This is a genomic window from Phytobacter palmae (assembly GCF_039409775.1).
GTDB classification, from domain to species: domain Bacteria; phylum Pseudomonadota; class Gammaproteobacteria; order Enterobacterales; family Enterobacteriaceae; genus Phytobacter; species Phytobacter palmae.
The window spans coordinates 133,633-157,700 of record NZ_JBCIVJ010000014.1; the positions used below are offsets into that span (position 1 = coordinate 133,633).

A 24,068-nucleotide genomic window follows, 5' to 3' on the forward strand; every position below is an offset into this window, starting at 1 on the left:
GTAGCCCGGGTAAGGCGCATTCGCGCCACCACCCGGGACGTCTCAGGACATTCAGAACTTATACGACAGGCTGCCCACAATGCTGCGCTCGGCGCCAAAGTAGCAGTAAGAGAGCGAGTTACAGGCGGCGATATAACTCTTATCCGTCAGGTTATTGACGTTAACCTGGGCGCTCAGCCCTTTCAGGCCCACCTTCGACAGGTCATAACCGACCGCCAGATCCACCAGCGTATAGGACGGCAGCGTATGCGTATTCTGGCGATCCGAGGTAATGCCATTCACATAGCGCACGCCGGAACCGACGGTCAGCCCGTCCAGCGGCCCGCTCTTCACATCGTAGCTCAGCCAGGCGCTGGCCTGATTACGCGGTGCATAGACCGCGCGCTTACCCTGCTCTTCCGGGCTGCTCTTCTTATAACGAATATCGGTATAGGTATAGGCCGCCTGCAGGCGCAGGTTATCCGTTAACTGCCCCACCGCTTCCAGCTCCACCCCTTCGGATTCGATCTCGCCGATAGAACGGTACGGATCGGTCGGCTCTTCTTTGGTGGCGATATTCTTCTGGTTGATGCGGAACACCGAGGCGCTGTACATCGTCTGCGTCCCTTCCGGCTCGAATTTCAACCCGGCTTCCCACTGTTTCCCCTTCATCGGCTCCAGGATCTTGCCGTTTTCATCGGTAAAGCTGGTCGGCGTGAATGCGGTTGAGTAACTAACGTAAGGTGCAATCCCGTTATCGAACAGATACAGCAATGCCGCACGGCTGCTGTAATGGCCTTGATCCAGGGTATCGCTGGTATCATTGAGCTTATTAACGTTTGTGACCTTCACCTGATCGTGGCGGCCACCCAGCGTCAGTCGCCACTTATTGAGTGACATCTGATCCTGCACGTAGATCCCGGTCTGCTCCAGCTTATGCTTCTCGCTGCTGTACTGCGTGATGTAATCCGGATCTGCGCCATACACCGGGTTAAACGCGTCGATCGCCGGGAAGGCGCCGTAGTAACCGGCCACATTATTGCTGCGCCGCTGGTAATCCACCCCCATCAACAGACGATGGTTAACCGGGCCAGTCTCCACGCTGCCATCCAGTTGGTTGTCGAGCGTGATGGCATTCATCTTCTCATCAGAACCGGAATAACCGCGGTTCAGTTCGGTATCGTTCAGCCAGCCTGCCGCATACACCTGGTTCAGATTCACTTTGGTATGCAGATAGCGCAATTTCTGGCGCACCGACCAGCCGCTATCAAAGGCGTGTTCGAAGTTGTAGCCGACCATATTTTCCCGGCGGTCGTACTTGTCGTAATCGTCTTCCCCTTCATAGAAGGTATTGGAAATTTTCTGCCCGGCGTGGGGGACAACAGTACCTTCATACGGTAAGCCCGAGTGGCTGCCGCCTTCCGGATCGCGATGCAGATAGGCCATCAGATCAAGACGCGTGCTGTCGGTGATGCGCCAGGTGAGGCTCGGCATCAGGGCATAGCGCTCTTCTTTCAGGGGATCGAACTGGGAGTCCGCATAACGGGTCATGCCGGTTAAACGCACGGCAACGCGATCGTTATCATCCACCGGGCCGGTCACATCAAAGGCCGCGCCGCGCTGGTTATTATTTCCGGCGAACACTTTGATTTCGCCCCCCGGATCAAACGACGGCTTACGGGAATTGAGCGCCACAATCCCGCCAGGCGAAGAGCGACCATACAATACGGAAGCCGGGCCACGCACCACTTCGATACTGTCGAGGAACCACGGGTCCACCACCAGCGAACTGTGCGAGTTGGTGTCACCCATAATTTTCAGGCCGTCGAGATAGATGTTATCCAGACTGCCATCAGAGAAGCCGCGCAGGACGATGTAATCAAAGCGGCTGGAGGCTCCAATCTGGTTGGCATAGACACCCGGCGTGTAGCTCACCGCCTGACGCACGTTTGTGGCTCCCTGCTCTTCATACTGCTCGCGCGTCACGATTGAGACCGATTGCGGGGTTTCGATATCCGGCGTTTCCAGCTTGGTTGCGCCACGTTGCATTTGTGAGGTCACCACCACCGTCTCTTCTTTTGTTGGCGTGGTGTCCTGTGCCAGGACTATCGCGCTAAACCCACCCGTAATACCGCCAATCATCAGCGCCAGTCGCGTTTTTGCGAACATGAAAATCTCCAGAAGCCGTTGTTATTGTAAATAAGAATTATTACCTTTTTGCCGACGGCGGCAGCTATGCGCAATGACAAGAGACGTATGCGCGGTGACAAAACGCATCACAACGGTGGAACGTTGGTCTACAGGCCGATGGATGCCTGGGTGAAGTACAGGGTTAACAGGTCTGGCGCGCCTCTCCGGGGGTGATGCCATAGCGGCGGCGAAAGGCGGTAGAAAAATTGGTGGCATGTTGATAACCCGACATCCACGCCGCCTGCTGCACGCTGTACCCCTGCGCCAGGTAGCGGCGGGCCAGCTCCAGACGGCAATCACGAAGATAATCAAATACCGAATGACCATAGGCCTGGCGAAATTTGGTCCGCAGGCTACTGCTGCTCATGGCTGCCAGTTGGGCCAATTCCGTGAGGCTGTACTCTTTCTCCGGCTGTTGCTCCAGCAAGCGGCGCACCGTTTCGAGCCGATGCTGTTCGCCACTGGGGGCATGGCGGGAGGTGTGGTTTTGCAGACGCTGTGACAGGCCGTGACCTAACAGTTGTAGCATGACGCCTTCGAGCATTAACTGGCGCGACAGCCCCGGTACGCTGGAGTGCTGGGTGTACTGTAAGCCCGAGAGCAAAAAGCCGGGCACCTGCCATAAGAAGGTTGGCGCGCCGCCGTTTTCCCATTGCTGAAGCAGCGCAGAGAGCAGCGGTGATTGCCAGCCGCGCGACGGGTCCACGCCCAGTGAAAGTGTGCGTAAGTGGTAGTCGGCAAGATGTACGGCGTTCATCACCTGCTGCTCGCCAAGACGCGAGGTAAAGGCCATACCGGAGCGCACCACAAATTCCCGACCGTTGACGCGTAGCATCACACTGCCTTCCAGCACCACCAGCATATAGAGCGGGCAGCTATGCAAGGAGGTGGTTTCATAGGGTTGCAGGACGCGAATATCTGAGCTGGTGAGATTGAGACCGGATGCGAACGACATCTCTTCGACATCACCCTGAATCACAATGTGTTTTTCTTTTCTGACGTCGCGGCAGGCAGAGAGCGACGGGAAGCGATAATCAATGCCGTAGCGTTCGCCAAACCCGATAAAGTCTTCAACGGAAAAGAGTCTTTTTTGCATAGCGGGCAGCCATTGTGATCCTGTCCAATGTTCAACATTCCACCAGGGATGCGCGAAAGTTTCCGGGTCGACGCCCTGAAAAACGCCTACAGATTACCACTGACGCCGCCAGGCGGCAATAATATTGAGAATTGTTCTCACCTGTAAATCAGCCCCGAATGCTGCGTGAACGCCTTATCCGGACTACGCGATGTCACCTCGCTGCGCTCGTAGTTCTGGCAAGTGCAGCGCCGCCGGGGGGATCTCTATATCGCCACGCCTCGCATTCAGCGAGCCGTTTATCCCAAAATACCAACAGGCCTTACCGTAACTTTTCAGCCCAGCCATTTCAGTTATGCCCGGATTTAATATCCATCATCTTTATTTCTTCAACATGCCGCTTATTCAAATTAATCACACATTGATCAATATATGACTGGTAGTCATTTGCATCCTCACCTATTTGTGACGCGACAGCCAGGCATAAATTTCCTCTGTATGCTTTCCAGTCCGCTTGTGCAGCCAGGAATGATTTACTGTAGATATCCCCTATCGTCAATTTCGGATCTTCGCTGCGGAAGACCGGACCTGGATTGTTAATTTTTATATGCTTATTCGTCTCAGCAATAATATTATCCAGAGCATGGGAAGATTCCGTCGATTTTTTTGACAGACATTCATAAGCAATATGTATATTGCTCTGATTTTTAAAGCAAACATCCCTCTCCATCCCTTCATAAAGAGCCGCATATGAAACTGCAGGCATCAGAAACAGGAGCGCCAGCGTTGCACGTAAATATTTCATTGTAAATACCTTATTCTTTGACGGTTTGACTCATAGCTCATATATATTGAATCAGCCTTAATATAATTAATGAGTTCGATTCTTCCTTTTATCGCCGATTTAATTAAACCAGTAACATCGTGAACACCCTGAAAAAATATATCGACAATTACATCTCTTATTTTTAAATCTAACTGTTCCCATAATATATCATTTCCAATATCTAAAGAAGTTTGTTTATAAAAAAATTAGCATATTCTCGTTTTTCACTGTAGGAAATATCAAAGAGTTGTATTTGCTGTATATGTGTTATTTCCCCAACCAAAGGGCCATAATCTTTTACAAATTTAAAAGCATTACGTCCATACAGTCCCGCAGCTTTAGAACAAATTATGGCCCTATACTCCTCAATACCGCTTTGCCTCATTTCCGTGAGAATTCTCCCGGCGCTACGTTTTTTCATGTCATAACCACGACCAATAGTCACACCAGAATCACCTTCTGGCCAATGAAGAATTCGCGAGAACTGACGTATATGCCTGGGCTGGCGAAACGGTTCCACAGCTGTAATATAATCTTTTCCTTCAGCATCAAAGGTAATCTGCCCTTCTTTGACGTTTACAGGTCCCGCCACATGGCGCGGCCTCCATCCCGGAGAAATGGACTGCGCAAACATAGAAAAAAACATAGTTTCTACGGGATGTATAAGTCCGGATGGTGACATGTTGAGCAGGCGCTGATACCAAACGATGGCCGCCTCTGTTTCCGGATCGTATTTACCTGTAGAACGGATATTATTTCCACGGATGTGGTTATATCCGGCATCAATAATCATCTTTTGCAACGCTTTCACGTCATTCGGATTGTTCATTCCGGACGTCCCCACGGAACCTGATACGCCAGAAAACTAAAATTAATATATTCTTACGGTCAATGAGAACAATCATTCTCAAAACCACTCCCCGGAGCGCGGTATGACACAAAAAGCTTCGCAGCAAGAACGCCACCAGATACGCCAGGATGAAATCATTGTCGCAGCCCGGTGCTGCTTTCGCGCCAGCGGTTTTCACGCGGCCAGCATGTCGCAAATCGCCCTGGAGGCTCAGTTGAGCGTCGGGCAGATTTATCGCTATTTCGCCAGTAAAGATGCCATTATCGAAGAGATGATCCGCCGCATCATCGACTACCGTATCGCGGAAATGGAAAGCAACCCCCAGACTCAGCGCCTCGCGCAGGTGCTGGCCTGGCGACAAACGCTCAGCCACGACGATGATGCGCTGATGCTGGAGGTGGCCGCCGAAGCGACCCGCAATCCGCGCGTTGCAGTGATGATGGCGCAGGCCGATGCGCGCATGTATGAAACCGCCTGCGCCTATCTGAAAAAAATGCACCCGCATCTTGAAGATAGCCGTGTCCGCTGCTGCGTGGAGATTATGGCGTCGCTGAGGGAAGGCACCATGCTGAGAAACCTGACGCCGCAAAAATGCGACCCGGCGCAATTACACCAGCTATATCTGGAGATCATGCAGATGTTATTTACTGAAAATAATCCCGGATAAGACATTAGCCGCCCTTCGGGAATTCCCCGGCGGCGCGGACGTGTTCTCCCTCCTCCGCCGCCGGGATTACACCTTTTTGCCGCCGGGTTTCAGGCCACGGTGAAACTCATTGATGCGCTTCACCGTTTTGATGGCCCGCTGCGAAGTGGCCGACGCCACGGACAACACAATCATTTCCAGACACAGCAACACCGTGCCATGCAGTGGGATTTTGCCCTTCTCACCGCCGCGCGGCACATGAATCACCACATCCGCTTCTTTGCTAAAACGCGAATCCAGCGCATTGGTCAGTAAAATCGTCGGGATCCCCAGACGCCTGGTCTCTTTTAAGGTCGTCAGCCCCTCTCTGTGGGCCGATTTCTGCGCCATCATCACCAGCACATCGCCGCGTTGCAGGCTAATAAGCTGCTCTGCAAGCCCAATTCCGGTGCGGTTGAGCGCCACCGCTGGCAGCCCGACGCGGTTGAACAGGCGGGCGGTATAATCCGCAAGGATCCCCGAGGCACCAATACCAAAAATGGCCGCCTGACGCGCATCCACTAACAGGGCGACGGCCTGCGCGATGGCATAACGGTTATCCGGCGCAGACAGCACCTCGCAAGTGTACTGGTGCCCTTCCAGCACAAAATCGATGCCGGAATTAACATCACACGACAGCGCCCCGACCGTGGTGCTCATCTTTTCCGCCGAGGTCACCGTCGGCCCAAACCAGTGCTCCATTGTCTGTTTCAGGTCGCGTAGCCCGGCAAAGCCGAGCGCCTGAATCGCGCGCACCACAGTGGCATCTGAGGTTTGCGTCGCCGCCGCAATTTCAATGGCCGTATGCTCCAGCACCACGTCACGGTTTTCGTGAATGTAGCGCGCCACCGACAGTAAGCGCGGCGACAGCGTGTGCGCCCGCGCCCGATAGCGCTCGCCATACACATCCACCCGCCCTTTGCTTTTCGTTGTCCGCATCATGGCGTCGCTCCGGGTAGCGGACGCCCGGCAATCTGCGATTGCACCTGCGCCACCATCAGACTCAGTGCAGCATAGGAGTTGGAAATGGCCTCTTCCCGTGAAATCAGCACGTAATGCCCGGTGCGACAGGCCGAAAGAAAATTACACCAGCCTGGCATTACTGCATCCATCGCCGCCATCTCATCCTGGGGCTTACCACCGGTATCACCGCGCCAGGTGGCAAAGACAAAATCGGCATCCAGTTCCGGCAACTGCTCCGCACTGACATCAATACGCCCGCCTTCCGGAATACTGTCAATCAGTGGCGGGAAAGTGAATCCGGCATCGCGCAGCACCCGTCCCAGCGAATGGTAGGTATGCAGGGCGTTGATTTTCCCCTGGTTAGCCTGAATCACCGACACGCGGATGTTGCGGGTATCCACCGTCGCTTTTAGCGCCGCGATTTGCGCCTGATAGCGACGTTCAAGGATAGCGAGACGAGCCTGACTGCCGGTCAGGTCCGCCAGCTTGCTGTAGATACGCGGCGCACCGCCGTCAAGATGGTCGATGCTGACGGTTGGAGCAATTTTTTCCAGTTGTTCCACCGGCGTATTGCGGCTCGGCTCGGTAATGATCAGATCCGGTTTTGCCGCCGCCACGGCTTCAACATCAATGGTCGCTGTGCCGATAAAGGCAATTTTGCTGTTATCAAAATCGACCCCGGTCAGCATCGCGCTGGAGCGCAGCGTATGGCTGCCGTCGGGCCGGGTACGACCATGGCTGGCGACCGGCGGCACCCCCAGTTCGATCAGCGGAATAGTGATGTCGAGATCGTGCAGCGAGACAATACGCTGTGGATGGAGCGGTACGGTTACCGTGCGCCCCAGATCATCAGTAAATGTACGGGTCGCGGGTTCAGCATGCGCCGCCGTCACCGCCAGTAATAAGAAAGTGAAAAGTAAACGCATACGGCTCCCTGAGTTATAACCGGTCCCGCCGCTGCCAGAGCAGCAACAGAAAAAATGGTCCGCCCGTTAATGAAATCACAATGCCCGCCGGGATTTGCAGCGGCGCAAACGCCAGCCGCCCCAGCGAATCCGCCACCAGCACCAGCAGCGCCCCAAGCAACGCGCTGCCAGACAAGAGCGCCACCTGACCGCCGCGCAGCAGGAAACGCGCCATATGCGGCGCGATCAACCCGACAAAACCGATGCTGCCCGCACAGGAGACACAGGCAGCGGTCAGTAAGACCGGCGCAATAAATCGAATACGCATTAGCCACGCCAGCCGCACACCCAGCCCGGCCGCCGCCTGATGACCGAGCAGCGCCACATCCGAGGCCCGCGCAGTCAGGAACAAAATCAGCGCGGCAGGCAGCGCCCAACAGAACGCCACCAGCAGTAGCGGCCAGGTGGCGGTATGCAGGCTGCCCGCCATCCACACCAGCGCGGTCTGCACATCGCGCACATCGGCGGTGGTCATAAACACCCCGATGCCCGCCGCAAACGTCCAGGAGACGCCAATGCCGAGCAAAATAAAACGCGGACGGGAAAAATCCCGCGCCAGCAGCAACACGATTAACGCCGCCAGCAGGCCGCCTGCCATGCCCACGACGGGCCGCCAGGCGAGCCCCAGTGCAGGGAAAAAGAGGAGCAGCGCCAGCACCGCCACGCTACTGCCCTCTTTCACTCCCAGCAATCCGGGGTCTGCCAGACCGTTACGGGTAATCGACTGCATCGCCGCACCGGCCATGCCCAGCATGGCGCCGCACAGCAGCGCCATCAGCAGGCGAGGCAAGCGGATATCCCGCACGATATACAGCTGTTCGCTATTCAATGCCTGCGGGAAAAAGAGAGCACGCCCGATCGCCGATGCGGGAACCGGCAGTGAGCCCTGCATCAGACCGGACAGCAATAACCCCAGCGCCAGGACGAGCAGCGCGGCGCCCCACACAGCCGTCTTTGGCCGCCATAAACGGGAAAAACGCCCCAGACGAAACGAGCGAAAGCCGACGCGCGGCAGCAACGAACTCATTTGAAAAACCTCGATGCCAGCAAGATAAACAGCGGTGCTCCCACCAGCGCGGTCATCACCCCGGTTGCCAGTTCATGGGGCGCGACCAGCGTGCGGGCGACGATATCCGCCAGCAGTAGCAGTAATGCTCCGGTGAGCGCACACAGCGGTATGCCCGGGCGCAGGTCATCAGTGGCAAAACGGCGCACCAGGTGCGGGACCACCAGCCCGATAAAGCCGATCGGCCCGGCCAGCGAAACCGCCGCTCCGCACAACAGGGCAATGGCAACAAGCCCAAGACCACGGGTACGCACCAGCGAAATGCCCAGCCCGGTTGCCACCTGATCCCCCAGCGCCAGCATGTTCAGCGACGGGGCCACCCACAGCGCTAAAACCAGCCCCATAGCCGCCACCAGCGTCGCGGTGCGGACCGCCTCCCGGCTCATACCAGCCAAATCCCCGGCAAGCCAGGTGCGCATTGCCAGCAGGGTTTGTTCATCCAGAATCAAAATGGCGGCAGTGAGCGAGGAGGTAAACGCGGTGAGCGCCACCCCGCAAAGGGTAACTTTCATCGGCGTCAGTCCGCTTTTCCCGGCACTGGCAAGCCCCATTACCAGCGCAAACAGCGCCCCGGCACCGCAGGCGGCAATCAGGGGCTTACCCGGTCCGAAAGAGAACCCAAGCGCGGTGGTCGCGACCACCGCCAGTGCCGCCCCCGCATTCAGCCCAAGGATATGCGGCTCGCCCAGCGGGTTGCGGATCACCGTCTGTAACAGCGCCCCGGCAACCCCGAGCGCTGCCCCGACCACCAGCGCCGCAACAAGGCGTAGCAGACGCAGGTTGACGATGACCTGATGTTCGAAGTTTCGTGGATCAAAGGCCAGAAGCGCACGCACCACGGTTTGCGGGCCAATCGTCCGCGCCCCCAGCCCCAGATGGGCAACCGATGCCAGCCCGAGTAATATCAGCACCAGCAGGAATGCCAGTCCGCTTCGCCCGCTGCGGCGGCGTACGAGAAGGGATTGCGTGGTCATGCGTGCGGCTCGTACTGACGGCGAAATGGCATAAAGAAAGGTTTTCCGGTCATCGGGTTAATGGCGACATGCACATCAACGTCAAAGACCGATTTGATAAGCTCCGCCGTACAGGGCTCCCCCTCGTGCAACACCCCTGCCACTTTACCCTGACGCAGAAAAACCAGCGTATCGCCGTAATTCGCCGCGAAGTTCAGATCGTGTAATACCACCACCACTGTGCGCCCGTGGTGGCGGGTCAGAGAGTGCAGGAGCTCAAGGATCTCCACCTGATAGCGCAGGTCGAGGAAGGTGGTGGGCTCGTCGAGTAAAATCACCGGGGTTTGCTGGGCCAGCGCCATCGCTATCCAGCAGCGCTGACGCTGTCCACCGGAAAGGCTGTCGACCGGAAGATGCGCGAATTCAGTGGTTCCAGTCACCGCCAGCGCCTCTTCAACCGCCTGTTGGTCATCGTCAGACCACTGACGCATAAAGGTTTGCCAGGGAAAACGCCCACGGGAGACCAGTTCAAACACGGTTAACCCTTCAGGAACTAACGGTGACTGAGGCAGGATCCCCAACTGACGCGAGACCGCTTTGGTTGGCTGTTGGTGAATGGCTTTGCCATCAAGCCTGACGCTGCCGCCGAGTGGTTTGAGCAAACGCGCAATCGTACTGAGGAGCGTGGATTTTCCGCTGCCGTTCGCGCCGACCAGCACGGTCATTTTACCGGAGGGGATGGCAAGGCTGATCCCATCAACAATCACCTTTTGCTGATAACCTGCCGAGAGATTGTCCAGCTCAATTGCGGGCCGACTGGCTGCGTTGTCCACCTGCTGTGGCATCTTCACTCCTGCGCCGCAACCTCGTGGTACACTCCGCGCGCGCTCGCTCAATAAACAAAAATAAATATCATTCTCTTTTAGATTTTGCCGTCAGGCAATGTAGTAGTCAAGAGATTCAAATGCCCATAACTTCACCGGGTATTTCAGGCTTACTACAGCCATTTCACTGGCTGTGCGTTAATTTTAATTTATTAATTTTCAATTAATTAAATAATTAAAAAGGCTATTTTCTGCCACATTTTCAGCAGCAAAATGCAGTGTAGTCCTTTTTATCAATTTTCCATTTACTACTACATTTCGCCATGATTGAATGATTCTCAATTACATATCCGGCATGAATGTTTCACGCCGAAGGATAGATTTACAGTCGCGGGCAATGAATAAAAACCTTCCCTTATGCGTGACTGGCAGGGGGCATTTTGGATAAACGGACAACATGGCTGAGTTAACTTCTTCGATCTCCGGGAAAAAAGGGCGCGCACTGTTTTCTGCGTTGTTCCTGGGGGCAACCTTTTCACCTCTGGCACAGGCGGCAACGAATAGTGCGCAGGATAAAGAGAGCGACACGCTGACCGTACTGGCAGGCGCTTCATCGGCAGATCAGGCTGCGACGGCGGGCTATCAACCGCTGAACACCTCGGCGGCGACGCTCACTACCATGCCGCTGCTGGATATTCCGCAGGTGGTTAACACCGTGAGCGATAAAGTGCTGGAAGATCAGCATGCGACAACGCTGGATGAAGCGCTGTATAACGTCAGTAACGTGGTACAGACCAACACGTTAGGCGGCACTCAGGATGCCTTTGTGCGCCGTGGCTTTGGCGCGAACCGCGACGGTTCCATCATGACCAACGGCCTGAGAACGGTCCTGCCGCGTAGCTTTAATGCCGCCACCTCGCGTGTTGAAGTACTCAAAGGCCCGGCCTCAACGCTATACGGTATTCTGGACCCCGGCGGACTTATCAATGTTGTAACGAAACGCCCGCAAACCACCTTTGGCGGCTCCGTCTCTGCCACCTCCTCCAGCTTTGGCGGCGGCACCGGAGATATCGATATTACCGGACCGATTGAAGGCACTCGCCTGGCGTATCGCCTGACTGGCGAATACCAGAATGAAGATTACTGGCGTAACTTCGGTAAAGAGAAAAGCACCTTTATCTCCCCGTCGCTGACCTGGTTTGGTGATGACGCTACAGTCAGCGTGCTGTACTCGCACCGTGACTACAACACCCCGTTCGATCGCGGCACGATTTTCGATCTCAAAACCAAACAGCCGGTGAATGTCAGCCGTGAAACCCGCTTCGATGAGCCGTTCAACATTACCGATGGCGCATCTGACCTGGCGCAACTGAATGCCGAATACCGCCTGAACAGCGCGTGGACGGCCAGGCTGGATTACAGTTTTAGCCAGGACAAATACAGCGATAACCAGTCACGTGTAATGGCCTATGACGCCGCAACAGGTAACTTAACGCGCCGTGTGGATGCCACGCAGGGATCAACCCAGCGGATGCACAGTACTCGTGCCGATCTGCAGGGTGATGTGAATATCGCCGGGTTTTACAACGAGATCCTGACCGGCGTGTCGTATGAGAATTACGATCTGCTGCGTACCGATATGATCCGCTGTAAGAATGTTAAAGATTTCAATATCTATAACCCCGGCTACGGCAGCGCCAGCAAATGTACGTCAGTATCGGCCTCAGACAGCGATCAGACAATTAAACAGGAGAGCTACTCCGCCTATGTCCAGGATGCGTTATATCTGACGGACAAATGGATCGCCGTGGCCGGTGTGCGCTACCAGTACTACACCGAGTACGCTGGCAAAGGCCGTCCGTTCAAGGTGAACACTGACAGCAGCGATGAACAGTGGACGCCAAAATTCGGTTTGGTCTACAAACTGTCGCCGTCCGTCTCCCTGTTCGGCAACGTGGCGCAGTCGTTTATGCCGCAGTACTCCATCGCCAGCTATATCGGCGATCTGCCGCCCGAGACCTCCACCGCGTGGGAAGTGGGGGCGAAATTCGACCTCTTTGACGGCGTCACCGCCAATATTTCCCTGTTCGACATTCACAAGCGTAACGTGATGTACAGCGAGCTTGTCGGTGACGAGACCGTGGCGAAAACGGCAGGCCGCGTGCGTTCGCAGGGTGTTGAAATGGATATCGCCGGCGCGTTAACCAGTAATATGAACGTGATCGCCAGCTACAGCTATACCGACGCCAAAGTACTCGAAGATCCGGAATATGCCGGGAAACCGCTGCCAAATGTGCCGCGCCACACCGGTTCCGTGTTCCTGACGTACGACATCCGTAATATGCCAGGCGGCAATACGCTGACGCTCGGCGGCGGCGGTCACGGGGTGAATCGTCGCTCGGCCACCAATGGCGCGGATTACTACCTGCCGGGCTATTTTGTGGCTGACGCCTTCGCCGCTTATAAGATGAAGCTGCAATACCCGGTCACGCTGCAACTGAACGTGAAAAATCTGTTCGACAAGACTTACTACACCTCATCCATTGCCACCAATAACCTGGGTAACCAGCCTGGCGATCCGCGTGAAGTTCAGTTCACGGTAAAAATGGATTTTTAAGCTTAGTGTTAGTGTATGTTGCCCCGCGCTTGCGGGGCTTTTTTTTGCCTGACGCCTGCCACACACCGGTTTCCAGGGAAAGACATCGTCGCGCGTATTGCCTATCATGATCCGCTTAGCGTAACGCCCACAGGGAAAATACCGCACGTCAGGATCGGGAAATCAGATGACAAAAATTGAGCAGCTTGAGCAACTGGTGGCGAAATACCAGAATGATTTGGCCTATTACCACTCCAGGAAATATAACGAAACGCAGCTAAGAACAGATTTTCTCGATCCGCTGTTTACCCTTCTGGGCTGGGACATTATTAATGCCCAGGGCAAACCGACCAACGAGCGTGAAGTGCTGGTCGAGGAGGGATTAAAAGCACGGGTGGGGGAAAACGCGAAGAAACCGGATTACACCTTTCGTCTGTTCTCCGAGCGCAAATTCTTTGTCGAGGCCAAAAAGCCGAGCGTGGATATTACCCTCGACCCGGAACCCGCTAAACAGGTACGGCGTTACGGCTTTACCGGTAAATTAAAAATCTCGGTGCTGACCAATTTCGAGTATACCGCCATCTATGACTGTTCAAACCCGGTAGAACAGGACGACCAGACCAGCCATTCTCGTATCAAGCTATATCACTACAGTGAACTGATGGAACATTTCGACGAAATTATGGCGCTGATTGGCCGCGATAGCGTCTATTCCGGGCAATTTGATAACGAATGGTCCGCTATTGAAAGTAAGATCCAGCGCTTTAGTGTCGACGATCTGTTCCTCAGACAAATTACTCACTGGCGTCTATTGCTCGCCAGTGAGTTTCTTTCCCTAAAACCCGATCTGAATGAAGAAGAACTCAACGATCTGACGCAGAACTACATCAACTGCATTGTCTTTTTGCGCGTCTGCGAAGATCGGGATTTAGAGGCCTATGAGACGCTCTGGTCTTTAGCGCAGAGACACGATTACCAGGCGCTGATAGAGACACTGCAGGCCTCAGATCGGAAATATGACTCCGGCCTGTTCGCCCTCGAACATATTGAGGAACTGATCGGTAATGATAATTCCGCGATCCGGGAGATCATCAATCAGCTCTATTTCCCGCAGAGCACTTACTCCTTTGCGGTCTTCTCTTCCGATATTCTCGGCAGTATTTACGAAATTTTCCTGAGCGAAAAAATCAAAATTGGCCCCAGTGGCATCCCGGAAATTCGCCCGAAAGAGGAACATCTTGATCGCGATGTGGTGACCACGCCGGTACACATCATTAAGGAGATTATCCGCAACACGGTAAACGAATTTTGCCGGGGCAAAAGCGATGAGCAGATCCTGAATGCTAAATTTGCCGATATCGCCTGCGGCTCGGGCGCCTTTCTTCTTGAGGTCTTTCAGTATTTACAGGACACGCTGGTCGATTATTACATCAGACACGATCGCACGAAGCTTCAGCAGCTTTCTGCGCACAGTTTTAAACTGAAATTGTCGGTGAAAAAAGAGCTGCTCAGCCGCTGCATTTACGGTATCGACAAAGATTACAACGCGGTAAAAGCCTGTGCGTTCGGCCTGTTGCTCAAACTGCTGGAAGGCGAAACGAAAGAGACGATTGGCGATGAAAAACCGATCCTGCCGAAAATTCAGCATAACATCATTTTTGGCAATAGCCTGATAGACACAAATGACGGGGTTGCCGCAGCGGATAGCTATAGCGTGAACCCGCTGCATATTGATGAAAATAGTTTCGATGTGATTGTCGGCAACCCGCCGTATATGGCAACGGAGCATATGAAGCAATTCACTCCGGCTGAATTGCCTGTCTACAAAAAGAAATACCAGTCGGCTTACAAACAGTTCGATAAATACTTTCTGTTTGTCGAGCGTTCGATGCAGTTGCTAAAAGAGGGCGGCTATCTGGGCTATATTCTCCCCTCCAAATTCACCAAAATTGGCGCGGGTAAAAATCTGCGAAAGCTGCTGGCGGATAACCGCTACCTGAGCAAACTGATTTCGTTTGGCGCGCATCAGGTCTTTCTCAATAAAACCACCTATACCTGCCTGTTGTGCCTGCAAAAATCGCCGCAGAATCAGTTCGCCTTTTATGAAGTGAAAGACTTTAAAAAATGGCTGACCCGTGAAGATAAATCGTCGCTGTTAAGCCTACATTCGCCCGATAAACTGGACGCCGACACCTGGGTTCTGGAGAAGGAAACGAACGACATTTTGCAGCGAATGTTCAGTAAATCCGCCGAACTGGGGGAAATTCTGGGTAAAGGAGCCATTGCCAACGGTATTCAAACCAGCGCCAATGAATATTACGTACACAAAAGTCTGAAAACAGAAAATGGCTATGTCTGGTTCGTTTACAACGGCGTGGAATATTCAGTTGAAGAGGCCTTAACGCGCCCCTATTTTGAAACGCCACGGTCAGGCCAGGATAACTTCTACAGCTATAAAGATGTTGAGCCGAACGCCTTCGTTATTTACCCCTATCACAAGGTGGCTGGCCGCATTCAGTTTATTGAGTACGATGATTTACGTGTCCACTATCCGCGGACATTCGCCTTTCTGCAGGTGGTCAAACCGCATCTTGATAATGGCAAACGGTCGATAAAACCGGACCCGACAACACCGCATGAGTGGTATCGCTATGGGCGTAGTCAGGCGCTGGAGAATTGCGATGTGCCGCAAAAAATCATCGTCGGTGTGCTCTCGAATGGCTACAAATACGCGATTGATAACCACCGGACGTTTGTCTCTTCCGGCGGCACGGCGGGCTACAGCATTATTAACGTTCCCGACGAATGCCCCTACTCTATTTACTATATTCAGGCGCTGTTAACTTCCCGTCATCTGGAGTGGTTCGCGTCGATTTATGGGGAGATATTTCGCGGCGGCTTTATCGCAAGGGGCACTAAAATCCAGACGCGTATGCCGATTCCGACTATCCGCTTCGCCGATAGCGAAGACGCGGCACGCCACGACGATATCGCTACCCTGCAGATGCAACTCAACCACTTGTACGCACAGATTGCACAGGCATCCACACGGGAAAAAATCGTCTATCAGCGCCAGTTCGATACCCTTTTGGCACGAATGGATACGTTGATTACGGCACTGTTTGATTTGGGTGAGCTGGACGAGAAAATTCCGTCGATAGAGGCGTTGTATAAAGGGTTGTGAGTGGTTTTCCCGGAGGAGGGCGCAAACACCTTATCCGGGCAACCCTCCTGTAGCCCCGGTTAGCGAAGCGCCACCGGGGAAGAGTTATTTCCGTAAACGGCGATCCTTTAGCTTTTCCCAGATCGCCATCAGCTTATCGTTATCGCTTTTACTAAAACCCAGGGCTGCCAGGATCTTCTCGCCCTGGCTGCGGATCACAGCGGCAATCTCTCCGGCTTTCACCTGCTGGTTAATGCCTGCCAGATCGTGTTCCATCCCCTCAATAACCGGGATATACAGCTGTTCAATCTCTGACGGCACCAGTTCCAGCACGCCGCCACCGTAATAGCGCCCTTCCAGCTCAGCGGTGATGGCCGTTAGCGGATTTAAAAAGCTGCACACCAGATTTTCGCTGCTGGTAAACGTTGAACGCACGCGATAAGCGGTATCGGTGGTATAAGCTTCTGCCTGATTGAGGATTAAGCGCGGCGCTTCATGGCAGCGTTTCAGCATGCCGATACTGGTGCTGTATACCGAAGGGACTTTGTACCACGGCTTGCGGATACGGCATTTATAGCGCGTGTGCAACTCCTGCGACTGACCGAACAGGATGTACTCCTTCACTTTTAGCGGCAGGTCATCGAAGTCATCGGCGATATACAGGAAGTTGGTCGGCAGGCCATCACGCTGGTTCTCCGCATGCTGGTTTGCATCGTACAAAATCCCCGGACAGTGCTGGCTGCGACCAAACATCGGATGGGCATAATCGGCCAGTTGATACTGTTCAACTGTCTGATTATCCACCAGAAAAAACTCATTCGCCCCGGTGACAATCCCCACGTCCACGGTAGCAATGTCATTAAACTGATGTACCGAGCTATGATTGATAAGCGACTGAATCAACGCCAGTTCATCGCGTTCCAGCACCGCTTTAGTCCATTTCCCGGCGACGGTTTCTCCGTTGATCCCCGGGGTCCGAGCAAAGAGCGCGTTCGGGTCTTCGGCGAGGAAATCAAAGCCGTTAACGCTGACGATCCCCACACCCTCGGTTTCCTGCTGTGGATCGGTTTTCTTCTCGGCCAGGATAATCACCGCGCCCTGGAGCGTGTCTTCAAACCAGATCTCTTTCGGGTCGATAATCACGATTTTTGAACACACCTGCCCCGCGTAACTGCGCAGCGACTGCGCATGCATCACATGAATAATTTCCGCTGGGATCACCATGCCAAGACGCCCGCCCTCTTTAAGCAGCGCCAGCGAGGAGAGCAAAAAAGGCACCCAGGCATTGGTATGTTTGGTGAATTTCTGCCTGAGCTGTTTAAACACCAGCTCCGCCTGTACCTGAAATTCATTTTCGAGGAACTGGTAGCGGATAAACGGCGGGTTGCCCACCACACCATCATAAAGCGTATGGTTTTCAGCCAGTTGCTTATTGGCCCATACCAGGTAATCGCCTTCGGTCACCGTCGCGTTAGAAAAACCCAGTGTCTCGCAGCGCTGCACAGCCTTTTGCGCCTCGATATCAAAAAGCTCAAAGCATTCCAGGTTGACCGCTTTATCGCCATTGTTGTTATGAATAGCCTGGATAAATGCGCCATCGCCGCAGCTCGGTTCCAGCATGCTGGTCGGGTGTGTACTCAACACCCACCGGGTCACATAATCGGCTAAGTTTTGCGGCGTATAGTAACCACCCCGGAGTTTCTGGCTGGTCTGGTCTGCTTTGAATTTCATTCGTTACCTTTGAAAAGCCCGCGCGTTCAGTGCGCCGTTTCTGCGCGACATAGGGTACAGCCTTTGCTGCGATTCTCAAAGGATGAGGATAATGGCCGCAATTCCCTTAAATCCACACGGTTATTGCGATTAAAAAAGTGAACGCAAAATGTGTCTGGCATCATATTTCACAGTGAATAGTTCTCTCAATAAACTATTTGTGAGTTTAATCGCGGATATTTTTTTATATTTATCTATTTTTAATACTCCCGTAACGTCAGAGGACGCTGTAATGAAATACCGATTGAGTTACCGCCTCATTGCTCAGGGCGGTCTGAACGCCTGGTACAATCTCGATCCACGCATTACCAACGACTTCCCTCGTTAATTCTCCGCTGCCTCTCATCTAAAAAATAATTTAACTAAACACGACGTTTAGCAGGTATTTCTGTGCGCGTAACAATCCGCCGGAAATAGCTATTACGTCGCAAGGCACGCTATTGGAGAAATAATATGAAACGCATCCCGGAACCTTTTCGCATTAAAATGGTAGAAAATATCCGCATGACCACTTACGACGACCGCGTAAAAGCGCTGGCCGAAGCCGGATATAACCCTTTCCTGCTTAATAGCGAGGATGTGTATATTGACCTGCTGACTGACTCTGGCACAGGGGCCATGAGTGACCGCCAGTGGGCCGGACTGATGCTGGGCGACGAAGCCTATGCAGGCTCGCGTAACTACCAGAATTTATGCGCAAAAGTGAAAGAGATCATCGGTTATCCCTTCACTATCCCGACTCACCAGGGACGCGGTGCTGAACAGATCCTCTTCCCGTCGCTGATTGCTCGCTGTAAATCGAAAAAACCGGTCTTTATTTCCAACTTCCATTTCGACACTACCGCCGCACATGTGGAACTGAACGGCGCGAAAGCCATCAACGTGGTGACGCCAAAAGCGTTTGATACCACCTCATGGTACGACTGGAAAGGCAACTTCGATATTGCTCAACTGAAAGCAACCATTGCCGAGCAGGGCGCTGAAAACGTGGCGGCAATCATCACCACCGTGACCTGCAATAGCTCCGGTGGTCAGCCGATTTCACTGGCGAATATGCGTGAAGTGTACCAAATCGCGAAAAGTCATAAGATCCCGGTGGTCATCGACTCCGCGCGCTTCTGCGAAAACGCCTGGTTTATTAAACAGCGCGAAGAGGGCTGCGCGGATAAGTCGATTAAAGAGATCATCCGCGAGATGTACACCTATGGGGACATGCTGACCATGTCCGCGAAAAAGGATCCGCTGGTGAATATCGGCGGCATGTGCTGCTTCCGCGAAGACGAAGATCTGTTCAACGAAGTTCGCATCCGCTGCGTGCCGATGGAAGGCTTCGTCACCTATGGCGGCCTGGCCGGACGCGATATGGAAGCGATGGCTATTGGCCTGGAAGAAGGCACCAACGAAGATTACCTCACTTACCGTATTGCGCAGGTGGAGTACCTGGGCGAACGTCTGCGCGAAGGCGGCATTCCGATCCAGTATCCGACCGGCGGCCACGCGGTATTTGTTGATGCCAAACTGCTGCTGCCGCATATTCCGGCGGAACAGTTCCCGGCGCATGCGCTGAACAACGAGTTATATCTGGAAGCGGGTATTCGCAGCGTGGAAATAGGCTCGTTACTGTTAGGGCGCGACCCGGTGACCGGCCTGCAAAAACCGTCGCCGATGGAGCTGCTGCGCCTGACTATTCCACGCCGTGTCTACACCAATGACCATATGGACTATATTGCTGACTCGCTGATTGCCGTGAAAAAACGCGCATCGTCCATCAAAGGCCTGACATTCACCTATGAACCGCCGGTGTTGCGCCACTTCGTGGCCCGTTTAAAACCGGTGGAATAAAACTCACCCGGACGCGCCTGCAACGGGCGCGTCTTTCCGATGTTACGCCTGAAAAAATACACGTCGCCCATTCGGGCGATGCGAAATATGACGTCTATGGAAACGTACTATGGCTACTCTATCGGTAACAAATAAAGCGCCATCGCTCGTTGGCGGCGCAATGATTATTGGTGGCACTATTATTGGCGCAGGCATGTTTTCTTTACCCGTTGTCATGTCTGGCTCATGGTTTTTTTGGTCACTACTCGCATTAATTTTCACCTGGTTTTGTATGTTGCATTCAGGATTAATGATCCTTGAAGCCAACCTGAATTATCATATTGGTGCCAGCTTCGACACGATTACCAAAGACCTTCTCGGCAATCGCTGGAATATTATTAACGGCCTTACCGTCGCGTTTGTTTTATATATTCTGACGTACGCTTATATTTCCGCCAGTGGCTCCGTTATTCACCATACCTTTTCGCAAATGAATATCGCCTTCCCGGCTCGGCTGGGTGGGTTGTTATTCGCGCTGGTCGTGGCTTTTATTGTCTGGCTGAGCACCCGGGCCGTCAGCCGCATGACCACCATTGTGCTTGGCGCCAAGATCCTCACCTTTTTTATGAGTTTCGGTGGGTTAATCTGGCATGTGCAGCCTGCGGTACTGTTTAACACAGCCGAAGTAAATCCCAGCTACCTGCCCTACCTCGTCATGACCCTGCCGTTCTGTCTCGCCTCGTTTGGGTATCACGGCAACGTACCCAGCCTGATGAAATACTACGGCAAAGACCCACTGACCATTCGCCGCTGCCTGCTGCTCGGCACGCTGATGGCGCTGATCCTCTATGTTTTCTGGCTGGTTGGTACGATGGGTAATATTCCGCGCCCGGCGTTTATTGATATCGCCGGAAAAGGCGGCAATATCGATGTGCTGGTACAGGCATTGAGCGGTGTACTGAACAGTCGCGGCCTGGATTTGCTGCTGACGGTATTCTCAAACTTTGCCGTCGCCAGCTCGTTTCTCGGTGTGACGCTGGGGCTGTTCGACTATCTGGCGGATCTGTTTAAGTTTGACGACACTCCGCAGGGGCGTTTTAAGACCGCGCTGGTGACCTTCCTGCCACCGATCGTTGGGGGTGTGCTGTGGCCGAACGGGTTTATCTATGCGATTGGCTTTGCCGGATTAGCGGCGACCGTCTGGGCGGCAATTGTGCCAGCACTGCTGGCCAGCGCATCGCGTAAACGCTTCGGCAGCCCGCATTATCGCGTGTGGGGCGGCAAGGCGATGATTATCCTGATCCTCTGTTTCGGCGCGGGCAACGCCATTATTCACGTCCTTTCCAGCTTTCATCTGTTGCCGGTGTACCGCTAGTTTGCCCTCACCCTACCCCTCTCATCAGTAGAGGGGTAGAGACCGAATCCGGGCCACTACCCGGTGGCGCTGTGCTTGTCGGGACTACCGGAGCGTAGCCCGGGTAAGGCGTTTACGCCGCCCCCCGGGAGCGCTGTTACTCGTCAAAGTACCAGTAGCCCTGATTCACCAGCCCGGTCAGCTCGGCAATAAAGGTCGGGTTATTCAGCGCCTCGCCCAGTTCCTCTTTACCAATCAGCAGATGGCGACACAGCGCTTCTGCGGCTTTCGGCGCAACGGTGTCAAAACGCTCGCTATTTACGAAGAAACAATCGCTAACGTGTAACACACGCAGCCCGCCCAGACGCGTCAGCACCTGACCATCCTGCAACGCTTCCAGCACTTCCTGCGGCTCATACGGCGGCTCTGCCGGGGCGATATCCAGTTCATGGCGCGGCGTAGTAATAAAACGGCCAAACCACTGTCTGAAATCCTCCGGCTGGTTGATCATCTCGATCATCATGCCGCGCAGACGTTCCAGTTCATAATCTTCTATCCGGCCCGGGTTTTCACGGCAGGTTAAATCCGGATCGGTGTAGTGATCGCCGCCCAGATCCTTATCAACCACGTAATCGGCAAAGCTGCTGATCAGATCGCGACCGTTTGGCCCACGGAAACCGATGGAGTAGTTAAACGCGGTCTCGTGGGTAATACCGTCGTGCGGGAATCCCGGCGGAATATAGAGAATATCGCCCGGTGCCAGGTCTTCATCAATAATCGGCTCAAACGGCTCAACGTGGAGCAGCGCCGGATGGGGGCAGAACTCTTTGAGCGGTAATTTATCCCCTACGCGCCAGCGACGGCTTCCCATCCCCTGAATAATGAAAACATCGTACCAGTCGATATGAGGGCCCACGCCACCGCCCGGTACGGAGAAGGAGATCATCAGATCATCAAAGCGCCACTCCGGGATCGCGCGAAACGGTTTAACCAACTCGGCAGACGGCGCGTGCCAGTGATTGACTGCCTGCGCCAGCAGCGACCAGCCCGTTTCCCCCAGGCCATCGAAATGTTCGAACGGGCCGTTGCTGGCCTGCCATTCACCATTGAAATGGCTGACAAGGCGGCTGTCGACTTCCACTTCCATCGCCAGGCCGGCCAGCTCGTCTGGCGTGATCGGATCAATAAAGTTCGCAAACGCGTTTTTCAATACAACCGGCTTTTTCTGCCAGTATTTCTCTAAAAATTCAGGCCAGTTAAGGTTTAGTTGGTAAGCCATGGGGTCACACCTGTGGAATGATAAGCGGCCGTGATTATGCGAGGGATTGGCACGTTTTACTTTGTCGGGCGTCAAGGGTTAGACGTGAGCAGGATCACGTGTAGTGTGACAAAAAACCACTTTTAACTTGTGGTTATATGATCGTGTGGTACATCTGTCCTGGCAAAAAAATGTACATTTATTGCTCATTTCACTAAACAAGGAGTGTCTTATGTCCCACCATGAACCATGCTGCCATTCCTGCGGGATGCCGCTTTCCGCCCCTGATGCCCGCGGGCCGAGCGACAAATACTGCAAATATTGCACCGACAGCGAAGGTAATCTTAAATCCTGGGAGGAGGCGGTAGCCGGACTTGCGGGCTATCTTGATTCCTGGCAACACGTCGGGCCGGAAGAGTCACACAAGCGCGCGGTGCGCTACCTGACGGCCATGCCAGCCTGGGCACACAAAGCACAGGAACCGGTCTAACGCGAAAAAATAAAGGAGAAGCGTCATGTTCGAGGAGTTTAAGTGGGTTAATGAACCGGCCCAATGGCACTGTGAAGAGGGTCTTCTGTCGGTCGTCACCGATGAACATACCGATTTCTGGCACAAAACCTGGTACGGTTTCGAACGCTTCTCCGGTCATCTGTTGGCCAAAGAGGTTTCTGAGGATTTCACCTTTCAGGTAAAAATCTGTGCGGAATTCACCACCCTTTATGACCAGGCGGGCATTATGTTGATGACCGATAACCGCCACTGGCTGAAGGCGGGCATTGAGTTCAACGACGGCGCCCCCGCTATCGGCAGCGTGCTGACACTGGACTATTCCGACTGGGCCACCGGCGTTTTTCCGGGAAACCCGCGTGAATTCTGGCTGCGTCTGACGCGTAAAGATGATGCCCTGCGTCTGCAATATTCGGCGGATGGGCTGAGCTGGCCGTTACTGCGTTTGTGCCATTTTCCCGCCGGAAACGTGAAGGTCGGAGTGATGTGCTGCACCCCGGAACGGCAAGGATTAGCGGTGAAATTCAGCGATCTGTTGCTCACGCCGCCGCTCGATAAGCCCTTACACGATCTCTCCTGAAATAACGGTATCTGCTTTCAAAGAGATGTCACAGGCAAAAAGAAGAAGTGGGAATACCCCGCAAGGAACCCCGAAGCCAGAAAACGCAACGGGCCGCAAGGCCCGTTGTGGTTACCGCTATTGCAGTTCTTTCACTCTGGCGCGCTGCGCCTGTTTGCAATAGTGGTTGTAATGTTCCTGGAACCACTGTTTCTGCTCTTCGGTCATATTGCCGGTAACGGCATCAATATCAACTGGCTGCCCCATGGCATACATACGGGCAAAGCTACGTGCCAGAAAATCAAAATTTTTCACTGCGTTCAGGTCTTGTCTTTTCATTCGCATACTCCTTCAGTCCGCCGACGTGCTGTGTAAGGCCATATGCTTCTGTCTTAAGTATTGTCTTATAAAATGAACATACATAAGCAATGCGTGCCTTCGCGATAACCTTATTGTCGATAACGTCGCCGCACGCACAGAGTGAAAAAAACCCCCTCGCAGAGTACCCACACAGATCACACTCCTTAAGCGGAAATATTTCCCTGCGTATGCAGCGTGTTAATATTCCCCGGATAAATACTTTCCTGGTGAATACCGAGGCTTCGATGCTGGAGAATGTAACCCTCTGATAATCAGCTTTCCGACCTTTGCGGCCGGGCTGGT

The 24,068-nt window shown here is 53.8% G+C and carries 20 protein-coding genes; 8 read left to right on the plus strand and 12 right to left on the minus strand.

Annotated features, from left to right (window positions below):
* Positions 1 to 51: 51 nt before the first annotated feature.
* The 4 genes from foxA to AAIG39_RS17440 form a co-directional block, all read right to left on the minus strand.
* Positions 52 to 2,148, minus strand: a complete 2,097-nt coding sequence (gene foxA, locus AAIG39_RS17425; RefSeq protein WP_343194364.1) for a ferrioxamine B receptor FoxA — start codon at positions 2,146 to 2,148, stop codon at positions 52 to 54.
* A gap of 163 nt (positions 2,149 to 2,311) precedes the next feature.
* Positions 2,312 to 3,265, minus strand: coding sequence for a helix-turn-helix transcriptional regulator (locus AAIG39_RS17430; RefSeq protein WP_343194365.1), 954 nt, complete (start codon positions 3,263 to 3,265; stop codon positions 2,312 to 2,314).
* 328 nt (positions 3,266 to 3,593) lie between these two features.
* On the minus strand, positions 3,594 to 4,049 hold the full coding sequence (locus AAIG39_RS17435) for a DUF1311 domain-containing protein (RefSeq protein ID WP_249572666.1): 456 nt from the start codon (positions 4,047 to 4,049) through the stop codon (positions 3,594 to 3,596).
* Between the two features lie 202 nt (positions 4,050 to 4,251).
* Positions 4,252 to 4,899 carry a peptidoglycan-binding protein gene (locus AAIG39_RS17440; protein ID WP_343194366.1) on the minus strand — a complete coding sequence of 216 codons (648 nt, stop codon included), beginning with the start codon at positions 4,897 to 4,899 and terminating at the stop codon, positions 4,252 to 4,254.
* A gap of 103 nt (positions 4,900 to 5,002) precedes the next feature.
* Here AAIG39_RS17440 and AAIG39_RS17445 point away from each other — a divergent pair, with 103 nt between their 5' ends.
* The gene (locus AAIG39_RS17445; protein ID WP_343194368.1) at positions 5,003 to 5,587 is read left to right on the plus strand and encodes a TetR/AcrR family transcriptional regulator; all 585 of its coding nucleotides are present in this window, start codon (positions 5,003 to 5,005) and stop codon (positions 5,585 to 5,587) included.
* 66 nt (positions 5,588 to 5,653) lie between these two features.
* On the opposite strand, the gene AAIG39_RS17450 is transcribed toward AAIG39_RS17445, so the two are convergent.
* Genes AAIG39_RS17450 through AAIG39_RS17470 form a run of 5 tightly spaced genes read right to left on the minus strand, consistent with a single transcriptional unit; the run spans position 5,654 to position 10,397 of the window.
* The gene (locus AAIG39_RS17450) at positions 5,654 to 6,547 is read right to left on the minus strand and encodes a MurR/RpiR family transcriptional regulator (RefSeq protein ID WP_343194369.1); all 894 of its coding nucleotides are present in this window, start codon (positions 6,545 to 6,547) and stop codon (positions 5,654 to 5,656) included.
* Entirely contained in the window at positions 6,544 to 7,494 is a 951-nt protein-coding gene (locus AAIG39_RS17455; protein ID WP_343194370.1) for an ABC transporter substrate-binding protein, read from the minus strand. Before AAIG39_RS17455 ends, AAIG39_RS17450 begins: the two co-directional genes overlap by 4 nt.
* A gap of 13 nt (positions 7,495 to 7,507) precedes the next feature.
* The gene (locus AAIG39_RS17460) at positions 7,508 to 8,560 is read right to left on the minus strand and encodes a FecCD family ABC transporter permease (RefSeq protein WP_343194371.1); all 1,053 of its coding nucleotides are present in this window, start codon (positions 8,558 to 8,560) and stop codon (positions 7,508 to 7,510) included.
* The gene (locus AAIG39_RS17465) at positions 8,557 to 9,573 is read right to left on the minus strand and encodes a FecCD family ABC transporter permease (protein WP_343194372.1); all 1,017 of its coding nucleotides are present in this window, start codon (positions 9,571 to 9,573) and stop codon (positions 8,557 to 8,559) included. Before AAIG39_RS17465 ends, AAIG39_RS17460 begins: the two co-directional genes overlap by 4 nt.
* Positions 9,570 to 10,397 carry an ABC transporter ATP-binding protein gene (locus AAIG39_RS17470; RefSeq protein WP_249572673.1) on the minus strand — a complete coding sequence of 276 codons (828 nt, stop codon included), beginning with the start codon at positions 10,395 to 10,397 and terminating at the stop codon, positions 9,570 to 9,572. The genes AAIG39_RS17465 and AAIG39_RS17470 overlap by 4 nt, the downstream gene beginning before the upstream one ends.
* Before the next feature lie 436 nt (positions 10,398 to 10,833).
* Here AAIG39_RS17470 and AAIG39_RS17475 point away from each other — a divergent pair, with 436 nt between their 5' ends.
* Both AAIG39_RS17475 and AAIG39_RS17480 read left to right on the plus strand, forming a co-directional pair.
* Positions 10,834 to 12,993, plus strand: coding sequence for a TonB-dependent siderophore receptor (locus tag AAIG39_RS17475; RefSeq protein ID WP_343194373.1), 2,160 nt, complete (start codon positions 10,834 to 10,836; stop codon positions 12,991 to 12,993).
* A 166-nt stretch (positions 12,994 to 13,159) separates the two neighbouring features.
* Positions 13,160 to 16,156: an Eco57I restriction-modification methylase domain-containing protein gene (locus AAIG39_RS17480; RefSeq protein WP_343194374.1), complete on the plus strand. Its 2,997-nt coding sequence runs from the start codon at positions 13,160 to 13,162 to the stop codon at positions 16,154 to 16,156.
* A gap of 84 nt (positions 16,157 to 16,240) precedes the next feature.
* Here AAIG39_RS17480 and AAIG39_RS17485 read toward each other — a convergent pair whose 3' ends face one another.
* Positions 16,241 to 17,866, minus strand: coding sequence for an Eco57I restriction-modification methylase domain-containing protein (locus AAIG39_RS17485; protein WP_343194375.1), 1,626 nt, complete (start codon positions 17,864 to 17,866; stop codon positions 16,241 to 16,243).
* 271 nt (positions 17,867 to 18,137) lie between these two features.
* On the opposite strand from AAIG39_RS17485, the gene tnaC reads away from it, so the two are divergent.
* The 3 genes from tnaC to mtr all read left to right on the plus strand — a co-directional run bounded on the left by tnaC (position 18,138) and on the right by mtr (position 21,101).
* Positions 18,138 to 18,233, plus strand: a complete 96-nt coding sequence (gene tnaC / locus AAIG39_RS17490; RefSeq protein WP_072039686.1) for a tryptophanase leader peptide — start codon at positions 18,138 to 18,140, stop codon at positions 18,231 to 18,233.
* Positions 18,234 to 18,358: 125 nt separating this feature from the next.
* Positions 18,359 to 19,747, plus strand: coding sequence for a tryptophanase (gene tnaA, locus AAIG39_RS17495; protein WP_090081240.1), 1,389 nt, complete (start codon positions 18,359 to 18,361; stop codon positions 19,745 to 19,747).
* Between the two features lie 109 nt (positions 19,748 to 19,856).
* On the plus strand, positions 19,857 to 21,101 hold the full coding sequence (gene mtr / locus AAIG39_RS17500) for a tryptophan permease (protein WP_343194376.1): 1,245 nt from the start codon (positions 19,857 to 19,859) through the stop codon (positions 21,099 to 21,101).
* 136 nt (positions 21,102 to 21,237) lie between these two features.
* Here mtr and AAIG39_RS17505 read toward each other — a convergent pair whose 3' ends face one another.
* Positions 21,238 to 22,359 carry a ribosomal protein uL16 3-hydroxylase gene (locus AAIG39_RS17505; protein WP_090081237.1) on the minus strand — a complete coding sequence of 374 codons (1,122 nt, stop codon included), beginning with the start codon at positions 22,357 to 22,359 and terminating at the stop codon, positions 21,238 to 21,240.
* A gap of 211 nt (positions 22,360 to 22,570) precedes the next feature.
* Between AAIG39_RS17505 and AAIG39_RS17510 the strand changes: the two genes are divergently transcribed.
* Together AAIG39_RS17510 and AAIG39_RS17515 are read left to right on the plus strand one after the other, a co-directional pair.
* Entirely contained in the window at positions 22,571 to 22,828 is a 258-nt protein-coding gene (locus AAIG39_RS17510; RefSeq protein ID WP_090081234.1) for a zinc ribbon domain-containing protein, read from the plus strand.
* 25 nt (positions 22,829 to 22,853) lie between these two features.
* On the plus strand, positions 22,854 to 23,426 hold the full coding sequence (locus AAIG39_RS17515) for a DUF1349 domain-containing protein (protein WP_090081233.1): 573 nt from the start codon (positions 22,854 to 22,856) through the stop codon (positions 23,424 to 23,426).
* Positions 23,427 to 23,543: 117 nt separating this feature from the next.
* Here the strand turns inward: AAIG39_RS17515 and glgS are convergent, their stop codons facing one another.
* On the minus strand, positions 23,544 to 23,744 hold the full coding sequence (gene glgS, locus AAIG39_RS17520) for a cell surface composition regulator GlgS (protein ID WP_090081230.1): 201 nt from the start codon (positions 23,742 to 23,744) through the stop codon (positions 23,544 to 23,546).
* Positions 23,745 to 24,068 lie beyond the last annotated feature (324 nt).

What these genes read in the sequence shown, in the direction of transcription:
- foxA (WP_343194364.1), bottom strand. Translation starts at nt 2,148, where the DNA reads ATGTTCGCAAAAACGCGACTGGCGCTGATGATTGGCGGTATTACGGGT.
- AAIG39_RS17430 (WP_343194365.1), bottom strand. Translation starts at nt 3,265, where the DNA reads ATGCAAAAAAGACTCTTTTCCGTTGAAGACTTTATCGGGTTTGGCGAA.
- AAIG39_RS17435 (WP_249572666.1), bottom strand. Translation starts at nt 4,049, where the DNA reads ATGAAATATTTACGTGCAACGCTGGCGCTCCTGTTTCTGATGCCTGCA.
- AAIG39_RS17440 (WP_343194366.1), bottom strand. Translation starts at nt 4,899, where the DNA reads ATGAACAATCCGAATGACGTGAAAGCGTTGCAAAAGATGATTATTGAT.
- AAIG39_RS17445 (WP_343194368.1), top strand. Translation starts at nt 5,003, where the DNA reads ATGACACAAAAAGCTTCGCAGCAAGAACGCCACCAGATACGCCAGGAT.
- AAIG39_RS17450 (WP_343194369.1), bottom strand. Translation starts at nt 6,547, where the DNA reads ATGATGCGGACAACGAAAAGCAAAGGGCGGGTGGATGTGTATGGCGAG.
- AAIG39_RS17455 (WP_343194370.1), bottom strand. Translation starts at nt 7,494, where the DNA reads ATGCGTTTACTTTTCACTTTCTTATTACTGGCGGTGACGGCGGCGCAT.
- AAIG39_RS17460 (WP_343194371.1), bottom strand. Translation starts at nt 8,560, where the DNA reads ATGAGTTCGTTGCTGCCGCGCGTCGGCTTTCGCTCGTTTCGTCTGGGG.
- AAIG39_RS17465 (WP_343194372.1), bottom strand. Translation starts at nt 9,573, where the DNA reads ATGACCACGCAATCCCTTCTCGTACGCCGCCGCAGCGGGCGAAGCGGA.
- AAIG39_RS17470 (WP_249572673.1), bottom strand. Translation starts at nt 10,397, where the DNA reads ATGCCACAGCAGGTGGACAACGCAGCCAGTCGGCCCGCAATTGAGCTG.
- AAIG39_RS17475 (WP_343194373.1), top strand. Translation starts at nt 10,834, where the DNA reads ATGGCTGAGTTAACTTCTTCGATCTCCGGGAAAAAAGGGCGCGCACTG.
- AAIG39_RS17480 (WP_343194374.1), top strand. Translation starts at nt 13,160, where the DNA reads ATGACAAAAATTGAGCAGCTTGAGCAACTGGTGGCGAAATACCAGAAT.
- AAIG39_RS17485 (WP_343194375.1), bottom strand. Translation starts at nt 17,866, where the DNA reads ATGAAATTCAAAGCAGACCAGACCAGCCAGAAACTCCGGGGTGGTTAC.
- tnaC (WP_072039686.1), top strand. Translation starts at nt 18,138, where the DNA reads ATGAAATACCGATTGAGTTACCGCCTCATTGCTCAGGGCGGTCTGAAC.
- tnaA (WP_090081240.1), top strand. Translation starts at nt 18,359, where the DNA reads ATGAAACGCATCCCGGAACCTTTTCGCATTAAAATGGTAGAAAATATC.
- mtr (WP_343194376.1), top strand. Translation starts at nt 19,857, where the DNA reads ATGGCTACTCTATCGGTAACAAATAAAGCGCCATCGCTCGTTGGCGGC.
- AAIG39_RS17505 (WP_090081237.1), bottom strand. Translation starts at nt 22,359, where the DNA reads ATGGCTTACCAACTAAACCTTAACTGGCCTGAATTTTTAGAGAAATAC.
- AAIG39_RS17510 (WP_090081234.1), top strand. Translation starts at nt 22,571, where the DNA reads ATGTCCCACCATGAACCATGCTGCCATTCCTGCGGGATGCCGCTTTCC.
- AAIG39_RS17515 (WP_090081233.1), top strand. Translation starts at nt 22,854, where the DNA reads ATGTTCGAGGAGTTTAAGTGGGTTAATGAACCGGCCCAATGGCACTGT.
- glgS (WP_090081230.1), bottom strand. Translation starts at nt 23,744, where the DNA reads ATGAAAAGACAAGACCTGAACGCAGTGAAAAATTTTGATTTTCTGGCA.